The organism is Mycobacterium sp. Root135 (assembly GCF_001426545.1).
Classification (GTDB): domain Bacteria; phylum Actinomycetota; class Actinomycetes; order Mycobacteriales; family Mycobacteriaceae; genus Mycobacterium.
Genome location: NZ_LMEZ01000007.1, coordinates 370,496 through 386,065 on the forward strand (window position 1 = coordinate 370,496; position 15,570 = coordinate 386,065).

The 15,570-nt window shown below is 67.3% G+C and carries 13 protein-coding genes; 3 read left to right on the forward strand and 10 right to left on the reverse strand.

Annotation, left to right across the window (positions count from 1 at the left end; translation table 11 throughout):
• The first annotated feature begins 19 nt into the window (after positions 1-19).
• A complete protein-coding gene (locus tag ASD37_RS22000) occupies positions 20-1,198 on the forward strand; it encodes an MFS transporter (protein WP_056556445.1) in 1,179 nt (392 codons plus the stop codon).
• On the opposite strand, the gene ASD37_RS22005 is transcribed toward ASD37_RS22000, so the two are convergent.
• From ASD37_RS22005 to ASD37_RS22015, 3 genes are read right to left on the reverse strand one after another with little or no spacing between them, the layout of a single operon-like run.
• Positions 1,192-1,764 (reverse strand): TetR/AcrR family transcriptional regulator, encoded by a 573-nt coding sequence (locus ASD37_RS22005; RefSeq protein WP_056556448.1) that lies wholly within the window; start codon positions 1,762-1,764, stop codon positions 1,192-1,194. The two genes, ASD37_RS22000 and ASD37_RS22005, sit on opposite strands and share 7 nt — an antisense overlap.
• A gap of 46 nt (positions 1,765-1,810) precedes the next feature.
• The gene (locus tag ASD37_RS22010) at positions 1,811-3,322 is read right to left on the reverse strand and encodes an aldehyde dehydrogenase (protein ID WP_056556450.1); all 1,512 of its coding nucleotides are present in this window, start codon (positions 3,320-3,322) and stop codon (positions 1,811-1,813) included.
• Positions 3,323-3,369: 47 nt separating this feature from the next.
• Positions 3,370-4,158, reverse strand: coding sequence for a 2-keto-4-pentenoate hydratase (locus ASD37_RS22015; protein ID WP_056556454.1), 789 nt, complete (start codon positions 4,156-4,158; stop codon positions 3,370-3,372).
• A 150-nt stretch (positions 4,159-4,308) separates the two neighbouring features.
• On the opposite strand from ASD37_RS22015, the gene ASD37_RS22020 reads away from it, so the two are divergent.
• Positions 4,309-6,291 carry a GMC family oxidoreductase N-terminal domain-containing protein gene (locus ASD37_RS22020; protein WP_056556457.1) on the forward strand — a complete coding sequence of 661 codons (1,983 nt, stop codon included), beginning with the start codon at positions 4,309-4,311 and terminating at the stop codon, positions 6,289-6,291.
• Between the two features lie 70 nt (positions 6,292-6,361).
• Here the strand turns inward: ASD37_RS22020 and ASD37_RS22025 are convergent, their stop codons facing one another.
• From ASD37_RS22025 to ASD37_RS22040, 4 genes are all read right to left on the reverse strand, one after another.
• Positions 6,362-8,275, reverse strand: coding sequence for a primary-amine oxidase (locus ASD37_RS22025; protein WP_056556461.1), 1,914 nt, complete (start codon positions 8,273-8,275; stop codon positions 6,362-6,364).
• A gap of 97 nt (positions 8,276-8,372) precedes the next feature.
• Complete coding sequence (locus tag ASD37_RS22030) at positions 8,373-9,221, reverse strand: alpha/beta fold hydrolase (protein ID WP_235568503.1); 849 nt, start codon at positions 9,219-9,221, stop codon at positions 8,373-8,375.
• Positions 9,211-10,659 carry an APC family permease gene (locus ASD37_RS22035; RefSeq protein ID WP_056556467.1) on the reverse strand — a complete coding sequence of 483 codons (1,449 nt, stop codon included), beginning with the start codon at positions 10,657-10,659 and terminating at the stop codon, positions 9,211-9,213. Before ASD37_RS22035 ends, ASD37_RS22030 begins: the two co-directional genes overlap by 11 nt.
• Positions 10,660-10,788: 129 nt before the next feature.
• Positions 10,789-11,625, reverse strand: a complete 837-nt coding sequence (locus ASD37_RS22040) for a DMT family transporter (RefSeq protein WP_156721025.1) — start codon at positions 11,623-11,625, stop codon at positions 10,789-10,791.
• 379 nt (positions 11,626-12,004) lie between these two features.
• Between ASD37_RS22040 and ASD37_RS22045 the strand changes: the two genes are divergently transcribed.
• Positions 12,005-12,694 (forward strand): class I SAM-dependent methyltransferase, encoded by a 690-nt coding sequence (locus ASD37_RS22045; protein ID WP_235568504.1) that lies wholly within the window; start codon positions 12,005-12,007, stop codon positions 12,692-12,694.
• Positions 12,695-12,707: 13 nt separating this feature from the next.
• Here the strand turns inward: ASD37_RS22045 and ASD37_RS22050 are convergent, their stop codons facing one another.
• Genes ASD37_RS22050 through manD form a run of 3 tightly spaced genes read right to left on the reverse strand, consistent with a single transcriptional unit; the run spans position 12,708 to position 15,539 of the window.
• Positions 12,708-13,658, reverse strand: coding sequence for a sugar kinase (locus ASD37_RS22050; RefSeq protein WP_235568505.1), 951 nt, complete (start codon positions 13,656-13,658; stop codon positions 12,708-12,710).
• On the reverse strand, positions 13,655-14,308 hold the full coding sequence (locus ASD37_RS22055) for a bifunctional 4-hydroxy-2-oxoglutarate aldolase/2-dehydro-3-deoxy-phosphogluconate aldolase (RefSeq protein ID WP_056556477.1): 654 nt from the start codon (positions 14,306-14,308) through the stop codon (positions 13,655-13,657). Before ASD37_RS22055 ends, ASD37_RS22050 begins: the two co-directional genes overlap by 4 nt.
• Positions 14,298-15,539, reverse strand: a complete 1,242-nt coding sequence (gene manD / locus ASD37_RS22060; RefSeq protein WP_056556478.1) for a D-mannonate dehydratase ManD — start codon at positions 15,537-15,539, stop codon at positions 14,298-14,300. Before manD ends, ASD37_RS22055 begins: the two co-directional genes overlap by 11 nt.
• Between the last annotated feature and the right edge of the window lie 31 nt (positions 15,540-15,570).

A 15,570-nucleotide genomic window follows, 5' to 3' on the forward strand; every position in this document is an offset into this window, starting at 1 on the left:
CGGCAGGATCAACCCCTCGTTGAACGGCCACCGCCGACGCCATCAACGGCTCGACGTCCTGGCGGCCACCTTCTCGATGGTCACGACCGCGAGTCCCCCGTTCCTGTTGGGCACCATGGGATCAGGCATCCGGGCCGATCTCGCAATGAGCATCCCGGCGCTCGCCGGCGTCATCTCGTTCGGGTATCTCGTCGCCGCCGCGGCAAGCCCGCTCGGCGGTCGTGTCACCCAACGCATCGGCCCGCCACGCTCACTGAGACTGGCCGGCGCACTCACCAGCCTCGGCGTGGGTGGCGCTGCGTGCTCCACCACCTCGGTGCATCTGTACGCGGCGTTCTTGGCCATCGGGCTCGCGAACGCCGTCATTCAACCGGCGTCCAACGGCACTCTATCGGGGGCGGGCACGGGTCGGTCGCAGGGCCTGCTGTTCGGCATGGTGCAGTCGGCCATCCCGGCGGCCACTCTGCTGGCGGGATTGTTGCTCGCCGCCCTCGACGACGTCGGCCTGTGGCGCCGAGCCCTCTGGGTGCTGTTCGCCTTGTCGCTGATGCCTCAGTGTCTGATTGCCCGCCGTCACGAGCGCGAAAGTGTTGGGAAGTCGGCAGGACCGAGCCCATCGGCGAGCTCGCACCGATCCGTACTGGCCTTCCTGCTGGTGGCCGCCTTCCTTGGCTCCGCGGCGACCACGGCGGTGGCGGTCTTCGGTGTCGCGAGTGGTCTGGCAGGCGGGCTCCCGCCCGTCGCCGCCGCCACGGGTCAGATCCTGGGCAGCGTCTGCTGCATCGTCGGCCGGATCGCGGCCGCCTGGCGGTGGGGCCAACACCAACCGCACCGTCTGCTCCACCACATCGCAACGCTTCAGATCCTCGGCGTCGCCGGTGTCGGACTACTCGCCGTCGGCTCGACGCCGGCTTACTTCCTGGGATTCGCCGTCGCGTTCGGATGCGGTTGGGGCTGGACGGGATTGCAAAATCTGGCCCTGGTGCGCACCTGGCCGACGAGCAGTGCGCGAGTGACCGGCGTCGTTCAGAGCGGCCTCTTCGCAGGCAGCGTCGCCGGGCCGGCAGTCCTCGGTGGGGTCATCGGCGGCGCGGGCTACTCGGCGGCCTGGACGGTGGCGGCGTCGGCCCTCGCACTGGCGTCGGTGGCAACCATCGCAGCCGCGGTTCGGCTACGTCGAGAGCATCCGGGTCAGTGAGCCAGTCGACGGAGACAGTCACGCAACTGCAACAACACCCGTTCAGTCCTTGCATCGTCGCGAAAGATCATGTGCTGCAACACGAGACCGTCTAACGTGGCGAATATGAAGCCGGCCACCGAGCCGTCCTCGTCCTGCACCCCGACGTTCGCCAACGTCTGGCTGACTTGGGTGATGTATCGCACGTAGAGGCCGCGAACGTTGTCCACCGGCAGGTTGCCGCGCAAGGCATGAGTCGTCTCGTCGAACTGGAGCAGCTGTCGCGGACCAGTCGCGTTCATGGTCGACACGAACCCCGAGGCGAACTCCTCGATGGACGCCGCCTCCAACTTCACGTCGTCGGAATCCTGACTGGCCGCTCGCCGAAAGGCCTCGATCAGCATCTGCTCGCGCGTGCCGAAGTGATGGCGCACCAATCCATGCGCCACCCCCGCCTTGGCCGCCACCGCCCGGTAGGTGACGGCGCGCAATCCCTCGCGGCCCGCGATCTCTATCGCCGCATCCAACAGCCTGTCGCGACTCGAGGAGTCAGCTTCCGGCCCGGTCGAGTCGTCTGGAAACGTCATCCTTCCAGCAAAACACGCCGGGTTCGTCGACGGTCGGCGCCCCTCGTCATCCGGCGGCCAGTCCCCACAATGGCGGACGAGCGACGCTGAGGTCGATGTTCACCGACTTCACCGCGGTGTACTCGCGCAGCGTCTCGAACGAGAGCTCACGTCCGAATCCGCTGTCTCCTCGACCTCCCATCGGCATGCCGGGCGGGAGGTCGAACCAGCGATTCACCCACACGATGCCCGCGTCGAGTTGATCCGCGAACTGATGGGCACGTCTCAGATCACGCGTCCACACTCCGGCGGCGAGCCCGTATCGCGACTGGTTCGCCCGTGCGATGGCCTCGTCGTCGCTGCGGTAGCGCTCAGCGATCGTGACGGGTCCGAAGACCTCGGTTCGGGTGATCGTCGCCCGGCCATCCGGGTCGGAGAGCAAGACGGGCCGCTGGAAGAATCCGCCCGACAGCGACTCGTCGAGATCCAGTGGCTCGTCACCAACGACGACGGAGACTCCCTCTGCCCGGGCCCGTTCGACGTGGCCCTGAACCAGTTCCAACTGTCGCCGGGACACCAGTGGGCCCATCTCGCTGGCCTGGTCGGTGGCGTCGCCCACCTTGATGCGCCGGGCCACCGCGGCGAAACGCTCGACGAACTCGTCGTGAACGTCGTCGTGCAACAACAGCCGAGAGGACGCGATGCACGCCTCACCGTTCGCGAGGTAGATCCCCATCAGCGCATCCTGAACCGCGAGATCCAGATCCGCGTCGGCCGCCACGATCATCGGACCCTTGCCACCGAGCTCCATGAGGCTGGGCCGAAGTGTCTGAGCTGCCGACCCGAGGATGGCCCGAGCCGTTTCCGGGCCCCCCGTGAAGGTGATCTTCGCGACGTCCGGGTGCGACACGAGAGCCGCCCCGGTCTCGGGACCCACGCCGGTGACGACGTTGAGCACACCGGCAGGCAGCAGATCGGCGATGAGCCGGACGAACTCCAGCACGCTCGCCGACGCGTACTCCGACGGCTTGACCACCACGGTGTTACCGCAGGCGAGTGCCGGTGCGATCTTGTTGGCCAAGGTGATCAACGGCGAGTTCCACGAAATGATCGCCGCAACCACACCGAGCGGCTCGCGCTTGGTGTACAGCAGGGTGTCGGGGTTCGCGAGCGGAATCTGCTCACCGTTGAAGGCACGGATCGCCCCCGCGTAGAAGCGGAAGATCGCCTTGACGGTCGGGATGTCGGCAATGGCGGCCTCGCGAACCGGCCGACCGTTCTCGGTGGCCAACAGCGGACCGAAGCGCTCACCCGATTCCTCGAAGCGGTCCGCGATCGCGAGCAGAACGGCTTGCCGCTGATCGTGTGTGGTCCGGCGCCAGCTGGTGAACGCCCGAAGAGCCGCGGCGACTGCGGTTTCCACGTCGTCGGCCGAGCCCTGCGGGAGCTCGGCCCACGGGGTGCCAACGCTCGGGTCAACGGCGTCGAAGGTGGTGCGACCTGCAACCCAATCCCCGCCGATCAACTGGCGATAGTCGCCGCTGGGTACGTAGGCGGAGCGAATACTCGTGGCGGACATGATTCTCCTTCGTTGACGTTCTGGTGGTGCAGCACGCGAAAGTGGCTCTAGGAGAAGGAGACGGTGACCGGCCCGAGGCCGCTCAGCTCCGCCGTCACCGTTTGGCCCGCCACCACCGGACGCATCGGACCCAACGCACCCGACAGAACCACCTGTCCGGCTAGCAACGGTTGGCCCAACTCGCGCGACACGCGGGCCAGCCACACCACCGCTTCCACCGGGTCACCGAGACACGCGGCGCCGGTGCCCTCGGACACCCGCTCGCCGTCGATCGACATGGACATCTCGACACCCACCGTGTCGAGGTCGGCGATGGCGACACGCCGACTTCCCAGCACGTAAGCGCCCGACGAGGCGTTGTCCGCGACGGTGTCACCAAAGGTGATGTCCCAGTTCCGAATTCGACTCCCGCATACTTCGAGTGCCGCAGAGACGTAATCGGTCGCGCGGCGAACCTGCGCGGCGTCCAGCGGCCCGTCTGCGAGATCTTCGGCCAGGACGAAGGCGATCTCCGCCTCGACGCGAGGTTGCATGACACGTTCGACCGGGATGGTGTCGCCGTCGCCGTAGGCCATGGTCTCGAAGAGAAAGCCGAAATCCGGTCGATCCACCCCGAGTTGTTCCTGCACGGCCCGCGACGTAAGACCGATCTTCCGTCCGACCACGGCATCCCCGTCGCGCACGCGTCCGGCGTTGACCACTTCCTGCACCGCGTAGCCGGCATCGACGTCGTCGTGACCGATCAGGTCCCGTACGGGCTCGCAGGGTTCGCCACTTGCGACCGCCTGCTGGATTCGCAGCGCGGCAGCGCCGATGTTCTCGCGGCTCACTGTCATGGCCTCAGCCTCAGACGATCGGACGTGAACGGCAACGAACCCGTCTCGCTCAGCGATCCGGCCGGGCACGCCCGCCCCGTGAACCGACGATCGTGATGTCCCAAGGACAACCGGTGACCTCCGACCTGACAACCGAAAAGGACCACACTGATGTCGAATTCGACCGCCGTCGACGTCGGAGGGCACTTCGCTGGAGTGACCACCGCCCTACTGGCCGCGCTGTGCGACACCCTCGTTCCCGGACTCGACGCCTCCGCGGCGGACGACGACGAGCGCACGCTGTGGACAACCAGCGCCACCGATCTCGCGGTGGACCACATCCTCGCCTCCGTCCTCCCGCTGTGGGCACCCCACGTTCAGACCCTCGTCACCCGCACACTCGACGCGCTTGGCGAGGACTTCGTCGTCGCCACCCAGGAACGGCGCGTCCAACTGTGGCGGACGGCCTTGCTGTCCGCCGACACGCGCCCCGGCGCCCTGATCCTGCAAAGCTCCATCCTGGCCATGTTCTACACCGTGCCCGACGACGAGCTGACCAATCCGGCGTGGCCCGCGCTCGGGTTTCCGGGTCCGCTGTTGGCACCGCCGAATGCGGACACCTTCCCCAAGACTCTGCGCCTGGCCGAGGTGCCGGACGATCCGGCGGCGACACTGCGCACCGACGTGGTCGTCGTCGGATCGGGCGCCGGGGGCGGCGTCACCGCGGCGCGCCTCGCCGATGCGGGGCTCGACGTCCTGGTGCTCGAAAAGGGCTCGTATCGCAACGAGCCCGATCTTCCTCAGTTGGAAGCACTCTCGTTTCCCAACCTGTACCTCGGCGGCGGGTTCATCTGGTCGACCGATGCCAGTGTGGGCATGCTGGCGGGGTCGACGGTCGGCGGCGGCACGACGGTCAATTCGATGGCGTGCATTCCGACACCCGACTACGTCCTCGACGAGTGGACCGCCGCCGGAATGGCAGGAGCCACACCGGCCGAGATGGGGCCACACGTCGAGTCGGTGATGCGTCGCATCAACGCCGACCCGGCCAACACCGTGCACAACCGGGTCAACGAGATCCTCAATCGGGGCTTCGACGCCGCCGGGCTCGCCCACGAGACCGTCGCCCGCAACGCCCGAGATGCCGACACCCGCTACTGCGGGGAGTGCAACGCCGGCTGCCTGGTGGGGTGCAAGCAGTCGACGATGAAGACGTTCCTGCAGGACGCCAGTGACGTCGGGGCCCGCCTGCTGCCCAATTGCGACGTCCGCGAAGTGTTGCACGCCAACGGAACCGTGACCGGCGTGCGCGCGGTGGTGCAGACCGCAGATGGTGACCGGGAGCTGACAGTCGAGGCTGCCGTCGTCGTGGTGGCAGCAGGAGCGTTGGCCTCGCCGACGCTGCTGCTGGGCTCCGGCCTCGGCGGGTCTGCGGTCGGCCGCAACCTCCACGTCCACCCGTCGTACTTCATGAGCGGGGTCTACGACGAGGTCGTCGACGGGTGGTCCGGACAGATCCTGACGAGTGTGTGCCACGACTTCAACCGCGTCGAGAACTCGCACGGCTTCGTCGTCGAGGCTGCCCCGATGGGACTTGGCTTCTGGACCGGGCTCACCCCGTGGCACGACGGTGAACAACACAAGCGTGAGCAGCTGCGGCTGAGGAACGTCTCCGGCGTATGGGGTTTCAGCCGTGATCACGGCGAGGGCCGTGTGACGCGGGACGACGACGGCATGCCCGTCGCGACGTGGGGACTGGACGACCCCGTCGACCTGTCGATCGTCCGGCGGATGCACCAGGAGCTCGCCCGAATCCTCAAGGCCTCCGGGGCAATCGAGATCTTCACGTTCCTGCCTGCAGACCCCCGCTGGCGTACCGGCGAGGACTTCGACGCCTTCCTCGACGTGCTTGGTGCGCTCGAGAAGGGCGAGGTGCTGACCCTGTCAGCCCACCAGAGCGGCACGTGCGCGACCGGTACGGATCCGTCGACCTCCGTCGTCGACGGACGTGGACGACTTCACGACTGCGCCGGCGTCTACGTGGTCGACGCCTCGGCACTTCCTACCGCTCCCGGGGTCAACCCGATGGTGTCGATCGAGGCGTTCGCCAGCAGGACCGCGCAGTACGTCATCGAGGATTGGCACGCCCGCTAGGCGGATCTCGGCCGCCCCGGCGGGCGTTCCCCTCGCGTCGGTTGCCCGAGTCGCGAGGGGAACGAAACCGTCAGTGGCAGTGCGTTCCCGAGCCGCCGGACTTCTGCGAAGCCGGGACGTCGAGCGCCGGATTCTTGTCGAAGAAGTTGACCGGGAGCAGGTGGAATCCGGCCACCTCGGTCGGCATGACGGGCCAGTCCTCGGCACGGGGAATGTGGGTGACGCCGAGCGTGTGCCACAGCACGACGTCGGTGTCCTCGACGGCCCGGTTTTCCTGCGTCCAGCGTGGCAGACCGTCCCCGGACCGACTCTGGTTCGGGAAGTCGCCACTGGGACGCATTTCGGCGGGATCGTAGGGCGTGACCCACATGTTCCTGGTCGCGAAACCGGCCCGCTTGGCGATCAAGGACGGATCCTGGGCCAGCAGCGTGGCCGACGACCAGCCTGGAAGGAACTTGTAGCCCACCGGGTTGCCCCAGGCGTTGGTCTTGCCGCGGTTGAGGATCGACCAGTTGCGTGACGACTGCGTGTTGGTGTGGTCGTCTCCGCTCAACTCGTGGTCGATCACGGTCCGCTGGACGCCAATTGCGTTGCCGTACGGGTTGTCCGGACCAACCGGCACCGCGTACGCGTCGTTCTGGACCACCGTGTTCTCCCACCCGTCCACCTCGGCGTCGAGGCGGAAGGAGAAGATGTGCTGGTGGTAGGTCGCCACCAGGTTGCGTGCGATCCGGGTGCCGTGCTTCGCGGTCTCCCCCTCCTCGACCGACCGGGTCTGGACGATGCCCAGCAGCTTGACCTCAACCTGGATCGACGCGTCCTGGTAGAAGTTCCAGTAGAAGCCGTAGTGGTAGTTGCCGACCGTGGTGATGAAGCTGACCACCAGTCGGCGCGACCGCCGCACGTCCACCGCTCCGGTCATCCAATCGGTGTGCTTCCACAGGATGCCGGCGTCCTCCTCGTGGATGCACACGGCGTTCTCGATCACGGTCGGTTCGCCGTCCTCGCCCGCGACGATCCCGTCGAGGTAGACGATCTCGCCGAGGCAGTCACAACCGATGCGTAGTGAGTTGGCGAGCTTTCCGAGGCCGAACTCGCCGGCGTCGAAAGCACTGCGCCAGAAGTGTTCCTTCGACGGCTCGCCGTACGGCACGACCATCTCGGCCAGCGAAGCGCGGTGCAGCACCGAACGGTACTCCGCCCCGTCCTGGTATTCGACGGCGTGCAGCACCAGGCCCTCCAGCGGGTGGAAGTTGATGCGGAATCGCCACTTCTGCCACGTCAATTCATGGCCGTCGATGACGAAACCGACGCCTTCGGACTGAACGATCTCCAGTGGTGCCACATCGGTGCGCATCGGCTGGTTCGCGTCGGCGGTGTAGTTGGCCAGCTCGGTGTTCATCGGCCGCACGCCAAAGTCGTAGACCTCCAACACGTCCTGGGTCACCAGGTCGACGACAGCGATGACTCCCTCGATCGGGTGCGCGTAGCCGTTGTCGTCGGGGAACTCCCGGTAGTACGAGACCGAACCGGCAAGCCGGCGCCCGTCCACGTCGACGTCGATGACGCCGGGGACGGCCATGTTGCCGACGCCCCACGGGTCGATCTGCACCTTGGCGAGATCGGTGATGCCTCGCTTGGCCAGCGCCTCGACGTACCGCTGATCCTTCTTGATCAGGTCCGGTGCGCCTTCGAACTCCGCAAGCAGCACGGGAGCCGCCCCGTCGGTGACCGCGACCGACGACACCAGACTCTGGGCATCCAGGTCGACGAGAACGTCGAAGCTGGCACCCGTGGCACGGTCGACGAGGAGAACCCGTGCCCTGCGCGGGACGTCGTCACCGTTGCGCAGCAGCCGCTTGTCCGGCTCGTCGGTGTAGACCGCGGCAAAGCCGGGTTGTTCGGCAATCTTCGCGCCGCGCACGATGGCGGCGACCCGACTGATTTCCTCGGCGCTCAGCGAGTCGAAGAGGGGATGACGCATGGGAAAGTCCTTTCATCACACGCCGCCGAAGGATGACCTCGGTGGGTGGCAGCAAGCTAAACACCGCGACGGTGCACGCAACCCGGGAGCGTTTCGCTCAGCGGCCCGCCGACAGTTCCGTCATAAATGCGTCAACCGCGGCAGCGACCGGCACCGGTAGGTGCTCGATCATCGGGATGGTGCCACCCTCGACGACGACGACGTCCACGCGTGAAGCACTGCTCAGCCCGCGACGTATCGGCTCGATGTCGGGGAAACTGAACGGGTCTCCGTCCGCGCCCAGGATGAGTACCGGGGCCGTCACTCCCCCGATGCGGTCCTCCATCGCGTACCGCGCACACGCCAGATGGCCCTCCAGCGGGTCGACGCCTGGCGCCAACGCGTCACGGATGAAGCGGTTGAGGATGTCTGGCCGGTCCTTCGGGTAGTACGGGGCTCGTTGCGACCACCAGGTGATGAGATGTCCTCCGTCGCAATCGGTTTTGGCGTCGTCGACGCCCGGCCCGCCGGCATGACCTTCCCGGTACTCCGGGCCGGTGTACGACGGCGACGACAGCACCACCGCGTCAACCCGTTCAGTGGCAGCCGCGGCGACCTCGATGGCCACCACCGCTCCCGTGTGGTGCCCCATCACGGCAAAGTGCTTGATTCCCAGGGCATCTGCCAGAGCCAGGACACCAGCGGCGTACTGCTCGATCGTGTGCGAGCCTTGCGGCTTGGCGGACTGGCCGAATCCGTACATGTCCATCGCCACCACGCGGTAGCCGTCGGCGAGCAGTGGCAGCAGTTCGGCGAACTCGTCGTGCGAACGGGGAGTCTGATGCAGCGCGATCACGGTGGTGTCCCCGTGGCCCGCCTCGGCATAGTGCAACTGCCCCAGCGGGGTGTCGGCATAGCCCATCCGGACGACCACCGCGTCCGCCGGGCCGGAAAGGTCAGTCGACAAGGGTCCTCCCCATGTTGCGGTACGCCTCGGGACGCGTCGACCGTGCCCGCAGCGCCACGACCAGCGCCACCACCACGGTGACGATGTGCAGCAGCGGCAAGCCGTTGATCACCGGCGAATCGGTGCCGGTGATGGCCGGGAAGTTCGAGAGCGCGAAGTAGGTGACGGCGCCGAATCCGATCATCGCCAGCGCCGGCGCGACCGTGTATCCCCAACCGAAGAGCTTCTGCCTCGCGAAGAACACGATTACCGCGAGCGACGTCGTGGTGATGAGAACCATCAGACCGACCGCCCCGAAGCCGGTCATCGCCGACACCAGGGTCGTCAGCGGTTCCAGGCCGGCCACGGCAAACCCGATCACCACGAGTGCCTCGGCGGCGAATCCGGTGGCGCCGGCTACCGTCGGCGACTGGAACCGCGGGTGCAGGGTCTGCAGCGGACGGGGCAGGAAGCCGTCGCGGCCGAGGGCGAACATGTAGCGGGACGCCGCATTGTGGAAGGCCAGCACGCCGGCGAAACAACTGGTGACGATCAGAAGCTCGAGAATGCTCGTCCACGCCGAGCCCACGAACTGATCACTCAGGTCGAAGGCGAAGGTGCCTGGGCTGGCGCCAGCGGCCGCAACCGCATCGCCGGAACTGGCCAGGAAGGCCCACGACGTCAGCACGAAGAACAAGCCGATGCACCCCATCGCGATGTAGGTGGCACGCGGAATCGTCCGCTCGGGGTCCTTCGCCTCCTCGGCGTAGATGGCCGTGCCTTCGAACCCCTGATAGCAGGAGAACGCGAAGATCATTCCCACGCCGACCACGCCGGGGACGAATACCTGCTCGGGACTGAAGGAGCTGATCGGCAGGCTGCCGAGACCGTTCTTCGCGATGATCGCGACGTCGAGAACCAGCACGACGATCAACTCGAGGACGAGGGCGACACCCAGCACACCCGCGGCCAGCGTGATCTTGAAGTACCCCAAGACGAACGCCGCGACGAGACCGATCAGTGTGCAGACCCACCATGGGATGTTCACTCCGGTGAACGTGTTCACGCTGCCGGAAGCGAAGAAGCCCATGGCGCCACCGGTAGCCGCGGCCAGCGCCAGGTAGGCGGTCGTGGCGATGTAGGCGCCCGCGAGGCCGATCGGCCGGCCGAGGCCACGCACGATGTAGGCGAAGAACGCGCCGGCGTTGTGAACGTGCGGAACCATTCGGGTGAAGCCGACGGCGAACAGCAGCATGATCGCCATGACGAACACGTACATCCCGGGGGTGCCGACCCCCACGCCCAGACCGAGGGCGAGGGGAAGGATGGCGACCGCACCGCCTGCAGGAGCGACGGTCGCCATGACCATGAAGACGATGTGGGCGACGTTGAGGCTGCCCTTCGCAAGTTCCGTCTCACCCACCTTCGGCGGCCGACCGGTGTCTACTCGTTCTGCCATGGAAGAACCCCTCCTTGAACGGCTTTGGGGCCGCAACGATGATGACGCACAATTCTGGGCTCAGTGTGCGAACAAGATCGTGGACTGACCAGTGCCCGGTCCGCTCACCGATACGTCGTGGAGTCAAGATCATGACAACCCCAACAGTGCGACGCCGACGAACGCGACGGCGGCGCCGACCTGCTGCACCCGGCGCATCCGTTCGTGGAGCACCCAACGGGCCAGCAGCACCGTGACCACGGGATAGAGGGACGCCAAGACTCCCACCAAACTCACGTAGCCGAGTGTCGTGGCCCTCGCGAGCAACAGCAGGCCGCCGACGTCGACCACGCCGATCAGAATCGAGCTTCGTGCGAGCCAGAGTCGTGGGACGTCGGCGATCGCGCGGCGGTCCCGCAGCAAGAAGGGAAGCGCAAGGGTAACGATGGTCAGCTTGAGGACCACCACCGTCCAGACGACCCCACCCGAAGCGGCTTCGGCGACGAACGTCGTCGTCGCCCCAAAGCCGATGCCGGCGACGGCCGCGAGCACCAGCGATCGGGCCGCCACCCGCCCGGACATCTCGGGCCCCGACGCCAGCACCACCCCGACGATGCCCAGAACCGCACCGGCAATGGCGAGAAGTCCGGGTGTCTCTCCGAGGTGGATGATCCCCCACCCCACCGGCACCAACACACCCAGCGCGCTGATGGGGGCGACCACGCCCATCGTGCCGATCGACAGAGCCGAATAGAACGCCACCAATCCGAGCATCATGCACACGCCGGCGCCGACCGCCCAGAGCAGATCGGCCGGGTTGCTGCTGCCGGGCCAGGCGACGAGCAGAACCACGAGGGCGGTCGTCAGGCCGGCCAACTGCGAGAGCGCGACCACGACGACTGCCGGCAGGCGCCGGCTCGCGACCCCGCCGATGAAGTCGGCCAACCCTCCGCAGACCGAGGCGAGTAACGCCAAGAGCACGGCCATGTCCACCTTTCGTGGAGCCGGTCTTTCGACGATCCGAGGTCCGACCCCCGAAATCCGTTCAGCCCGTGCGAAAGAGGTGACCGAGACCGCTCCTAGACTGCTGAGGGTAGCTGTGACGGCGTTGCGCTCCAGCCGGCGTCGGCGGCCTGCACCGCCCTCAAGCTCTCAGCCACCTCTACACCCTTGCGGGCACCCGGATCCTCGCGACGACTCGGTCTCGCTCAGCGAGACCGCGACTGTGGGACCGGCCTGACATCCTGCCGGTGCGATCGAGCCGCCGTCGGCGAGCGCTTCGTGTCGGCGACGTCCACACGGCACCCCTTGCCACATTGGCAAGACTCCTTGCCACCTGACCCAGACCGGCGACATGCTGGATCTCGTGAATGCTCAATCTCCCTACGGCTTCGCCGATCCCGCGCTGGTGGCCACCTATCCGCAGCAGGCCGCGAAGGCGGTCCCCGGCTATCACGACGTCCACACCATGGCTTCGGTTCTGCTCGCCGAACTGGCGCCAGAAGACGCCCGGGTGCTGGTGCTTGGGGCCGGGGGTGGGCTCGAGACGAAGGCATTGGCGACGGCGCATCCCGACTGGACGTTCCTCGCCGTCGACCCCTCGGCGGCCATGCTCGACCTCGCCATGACCACGCTCGGGCCACTCGCGTCCCGGACGAGCGTGCACGAGGGCTTCGTCGGCGACGCACCGGACGGACCGTTCGACGCCGCGACGGCGCTGCTGCTCTTGCATCTACTGGATCGCGAGGAACGGCTGCGCACCCTCGCCGACGTGCACCGGCGGCTGCGGCCCGGCGCACCGCTGGTGGTCATGCACGTCAGCTATCCGCAGGGTGACCCGGCCGAGCGAGAACTGTGGCTGGGCCGTCACGAGGCCTACCTCGTCGCCTCGGGCGTCGAGCCCGCCCACGTGGAGAAGGCGGGCACCATGCTCCGTCAGCACATGCCCACACTGAACCCCGACGAAGACCGGGCCGTCCTGGAGGAGGCCGGCTTCACCGGTGTCACACAATTCTTCTCCGCGTTCACCTTTCGCGGCTGGATCGGCTACGCCTGACCCGGCGCCCGCGCTATCGCAACACGGGATCGGCGCCCGGTCGGCAGAATCGCTCCACGTCACTCAACGTCGGAGTCGACTCCCAGTCCCCCGGGGTCATGCACAACATCGCACCGCAGGCGTTCGCCCGGTGCAGGCGTTCGGGAACGTCGAGCTTCTCCAGCAGTGCGCTCAGGTAACCCGCCACGAACGCGTCTCCCGCGCCGACCGTGTCGACGACGTCGACCGAGAAACCTGGGCCTTCCACCACGGCCCCCGACGAATGCACGGCAGCCCCGTCAGCCCCGTGCTTCACCACCACTTCACGACATCCGCCGCGGACCAGTCGATCGGCGGCCTCGGTGGCATCCGCCTCCGGGAACAGCAACCGCAGTTCGTCGGCGCCCCCGAAGACCAGATCGGCACTCTCGGCGATGGTGCGCAGCAACGGGCCCGCAACGTCGGGCGGCGCCAACGTCGACCGGTAGTTCACGTCGAAGCTAACTCGAACGCCAGCGGTCCGAGCGCGATTCACGCTGGCCAGCAGACACTCTCGCGCGCTGTCGGACAGCAGCGCGGTGATACCGCTGACGTGCAGCAGCTCGGCGCTCTCGATCCAGCCGGCCGGGACGTCCTCCGACCGCAACCGCGAGCCGGCCGATCCGGCCCGGTAGTAGAACACCGCCGTCGAACTGGGCGACGGCCGCTCCTTGAGCATCAACCCGGTCGGGGCCTGATCGTCGACGATCGAGACGACGTCCACCCCTTCGGCACGGATCTCGCGGGTGACGCGTTCCCCGAGGGCGTCGTCGCCAACCCGGCCGAGCCACCCGACGTCGACGCCCAAGCGGCGCAGCCCAATTGCCACGTTGCTCTCGGCCCCACCGATGCCGAGGACCATCTCCGACACGTGCCGCAACGAGCCGATGTCCCTGGTGCGCAGCAACGCCATGGTCTCGCCGACGGTGACGACCCTTGCCGTCACGACGCCTGCCCGCAGACGGCCACGAACTCGGCCGTCCGGTCGCGAAGGGCAGCCAGGTCTCCGCCGCGCAGCGCGTCACCAAGCAACGGTCCGCCCACGCTGACCGCAGCAGCACCGGCCGTCAACCACGCCGCGGCGCCGGCCAGATCCACGCCGCCGGACGGAACCGCGGCGATGCCGGGAAACGGGCCACGCAGATCCTTGAGGTAACCGGGTCCAACCACGTTGGCCGGGAAGATCTTCACGGCGGCGGCCCCGGCGCGCCAGGCGCCGAACAGTTCGGTCGGGGTCAGGCCGCCGGGCACGATCGGCACCCCGGCGCGGGTCGACGCGGCGACGAGATCCAGGTCCGCGACGGGGGTGACGAGGTAATGCGCCCCGGCTCGGACGGCGGCGTCCAACTGCTCGCCGTCGACCACCGTGCCGACGCCGATGTCGGCGTCGGCTCCGTATCGCACGAGCAGTTCCGGTAGCCGCTCGAGGGTGCCCGGTGTGGTGAGAGTGAGTTCTAGGCTGCGGATTCCGGCGTCGACCAACACGTCGAGCACCCTGTCGTAATCGGCTGCATCAGGAGCCCGCACCACCACGATGAGCTTGGCCGCCGCGGTACGGGCGGGGATCGGGAGTCGAGTCAGCGTGTCACCAGTCATGAACGGTTCCGTCCTGCAGTCGATTCACCGGCAGGTACGCCGCGGTGTACGCAAAGGCCGAGGCGGCCTCTTCGTCGAGTTCGACACCAAGGCCTGGCGCGTCGCCTGGATGCAGGAAGCCGCGGTCGAAGGTGTACGACGTGCGGAACACACCCAGGGTGACCTCACTGTGGGGCATGTATTCCTGGATGCCGAAGTTGTGGATCGCCATGTCGAGGTGCAGCGCTGCCGCCATCCCGACCGGGGACACGTCCGTCGGCCCGTGCATCCCTGACTTGATGCCGTAGATGCCCGCGAAGTCCAGCAGCTTCTTCATAGCGGTGATACCGCCGGTGTGGGTGACCGCGGAACGCACGTAGTCGATCAGTCGCTCGGTGATCAGCATCTGGTAGTCGTAGACCGAGTTGAACACCTCACCGATGGCCAACGGAGTGGTGGAATGCTGGCGCACCAAGCGCAACGCCGCCTGGTCCTCGGCAGGCGTGCAGTCCTCAAGCCAGAAGAGGTCATAGGGCTCAACGTCTTTGGCGAACCTGGCGGCTTCGATGGGTGTCATCCGGTGGTGCCCGTCGTGCAGGATCCGGACACCCGTGCCGAAGTCCTCCCGGATGCGACTGAACACCGAAGGCATGTGGGACAGGTACGCGCGGGTGTCCCACACCTCCTCGATCGGCGCGGTCGCCGCCCTTCCGTCCGCGGCGCGATGGGCCGGTTCGTAGTCGTATCTGCCGCCCGCCTTGGTGGTGGACACCCCGTAGATCTGGCCGAGACCCGGTACGCCGGTCTGCACGCGCACCGCGGTGTACCCGGCGTCGAGATAGCCGCTGATCGCATCCTTGAGCGCCGGGTAGTCCCCGCCCGACGCGTGGCAGTACACCCGGATGCGGTCGCGACTGGCGCCGCCGAGCAGCTGGTAGAGCGGCATTCCGGCCTTCTTGGCCTTGATGTCCCACAGCGCCATGTCGACCGCCGCGATGGCGGCCATGGTGACCGGCCCGCGACGCCAGTACGCCCCACGGTAGAGGTACTGCCAGGTGTCCTCGATGCGGTCTTCGTCGCGGCCGATCAGAGTGGAGGCCAGGTGCTCGGACAGGTATGCCGCCACGGACAGCTCGCGCCCGTTGAGCGTGGCGTCCCCCCACCCGACCACACCGTCACTGGTGACGATCTTGAGGGTGACGAAGTTGCGGCCCGGACTGCAGACGTTGACGTCGATGCTCTGGATGGTCATGCTTCTCTTTCGTTGCGGCGGTGGGTGATTC

Excerpts from the sequence above, each read along its gene's own strand:
- ASD37_RS22005 (WP_056556448.1), bottom strand. The coding sequence starts at position 1,764 with ATGACGTTTCCAGACGACTCGACCGGGCCGGAAGCTGACTCCTCGAGT.
- ASD37_RS22010 (WP_056556450.1), bottom strand. The coding sequence starts at position 3,322 with ATGTCCGCCACGAGTATTCGCTCCGCCTACGTACCCAGCGGCGACTAT.
- ASD37_RS22015 (WP_056556454.1), bottom strand. The coding sequence starts at position 4,158 with ATGACAGTGAGCCGCGAGAACATCGGCGCTGCCGCGCTGCGAATCCAG.
- ASD37_RS22020 (WP_056556457.1), top strand. The coding sequence starts at position 4,309 with ATGTCGAATTCGACCGCCGTCGACGTCGGAGGGCACTTCGCTGGAGTG.
- ASD37_RS22025 (WP_056556461.1), bottom strand. The coding sequence starts at position 8,275 with ATGCGTCATCCCCTCTTCGACTCGCTGAGCGCCGAGGAAATCAGTCGG.
- ASD37_RS22035 (WP_056556467.1), bottom strand. The coding sequence starts at position 10,659 with ATGGCAGAACGAGTAGACACCGGTCGGCCGCCGAAGGTGGGTGAGACG.
- ASD37_RS22040 (WP_156721025.1), bottom strand. The coding sequence starts at position 11,625 with ATGGCCGTGCTCTTGGCGTTACTCGCCTCGGTCTGCGGAGGGTTGGCC.
- ASD37_RS22055 (WP_056556477.1), bottom strand. The coding sequence starts at position 14,308 with ATGACTGGTGACACGCTGACTCGACTCCCGATCCCCGCCCGTACCGCG.
- manD (WP_056556478.1), bottom strand. The coding sequence starts at position 15,539 with ATGACCATCCAGAGCATCGACGTCAACGTCTGCAGTCCGGGCCGCAAC.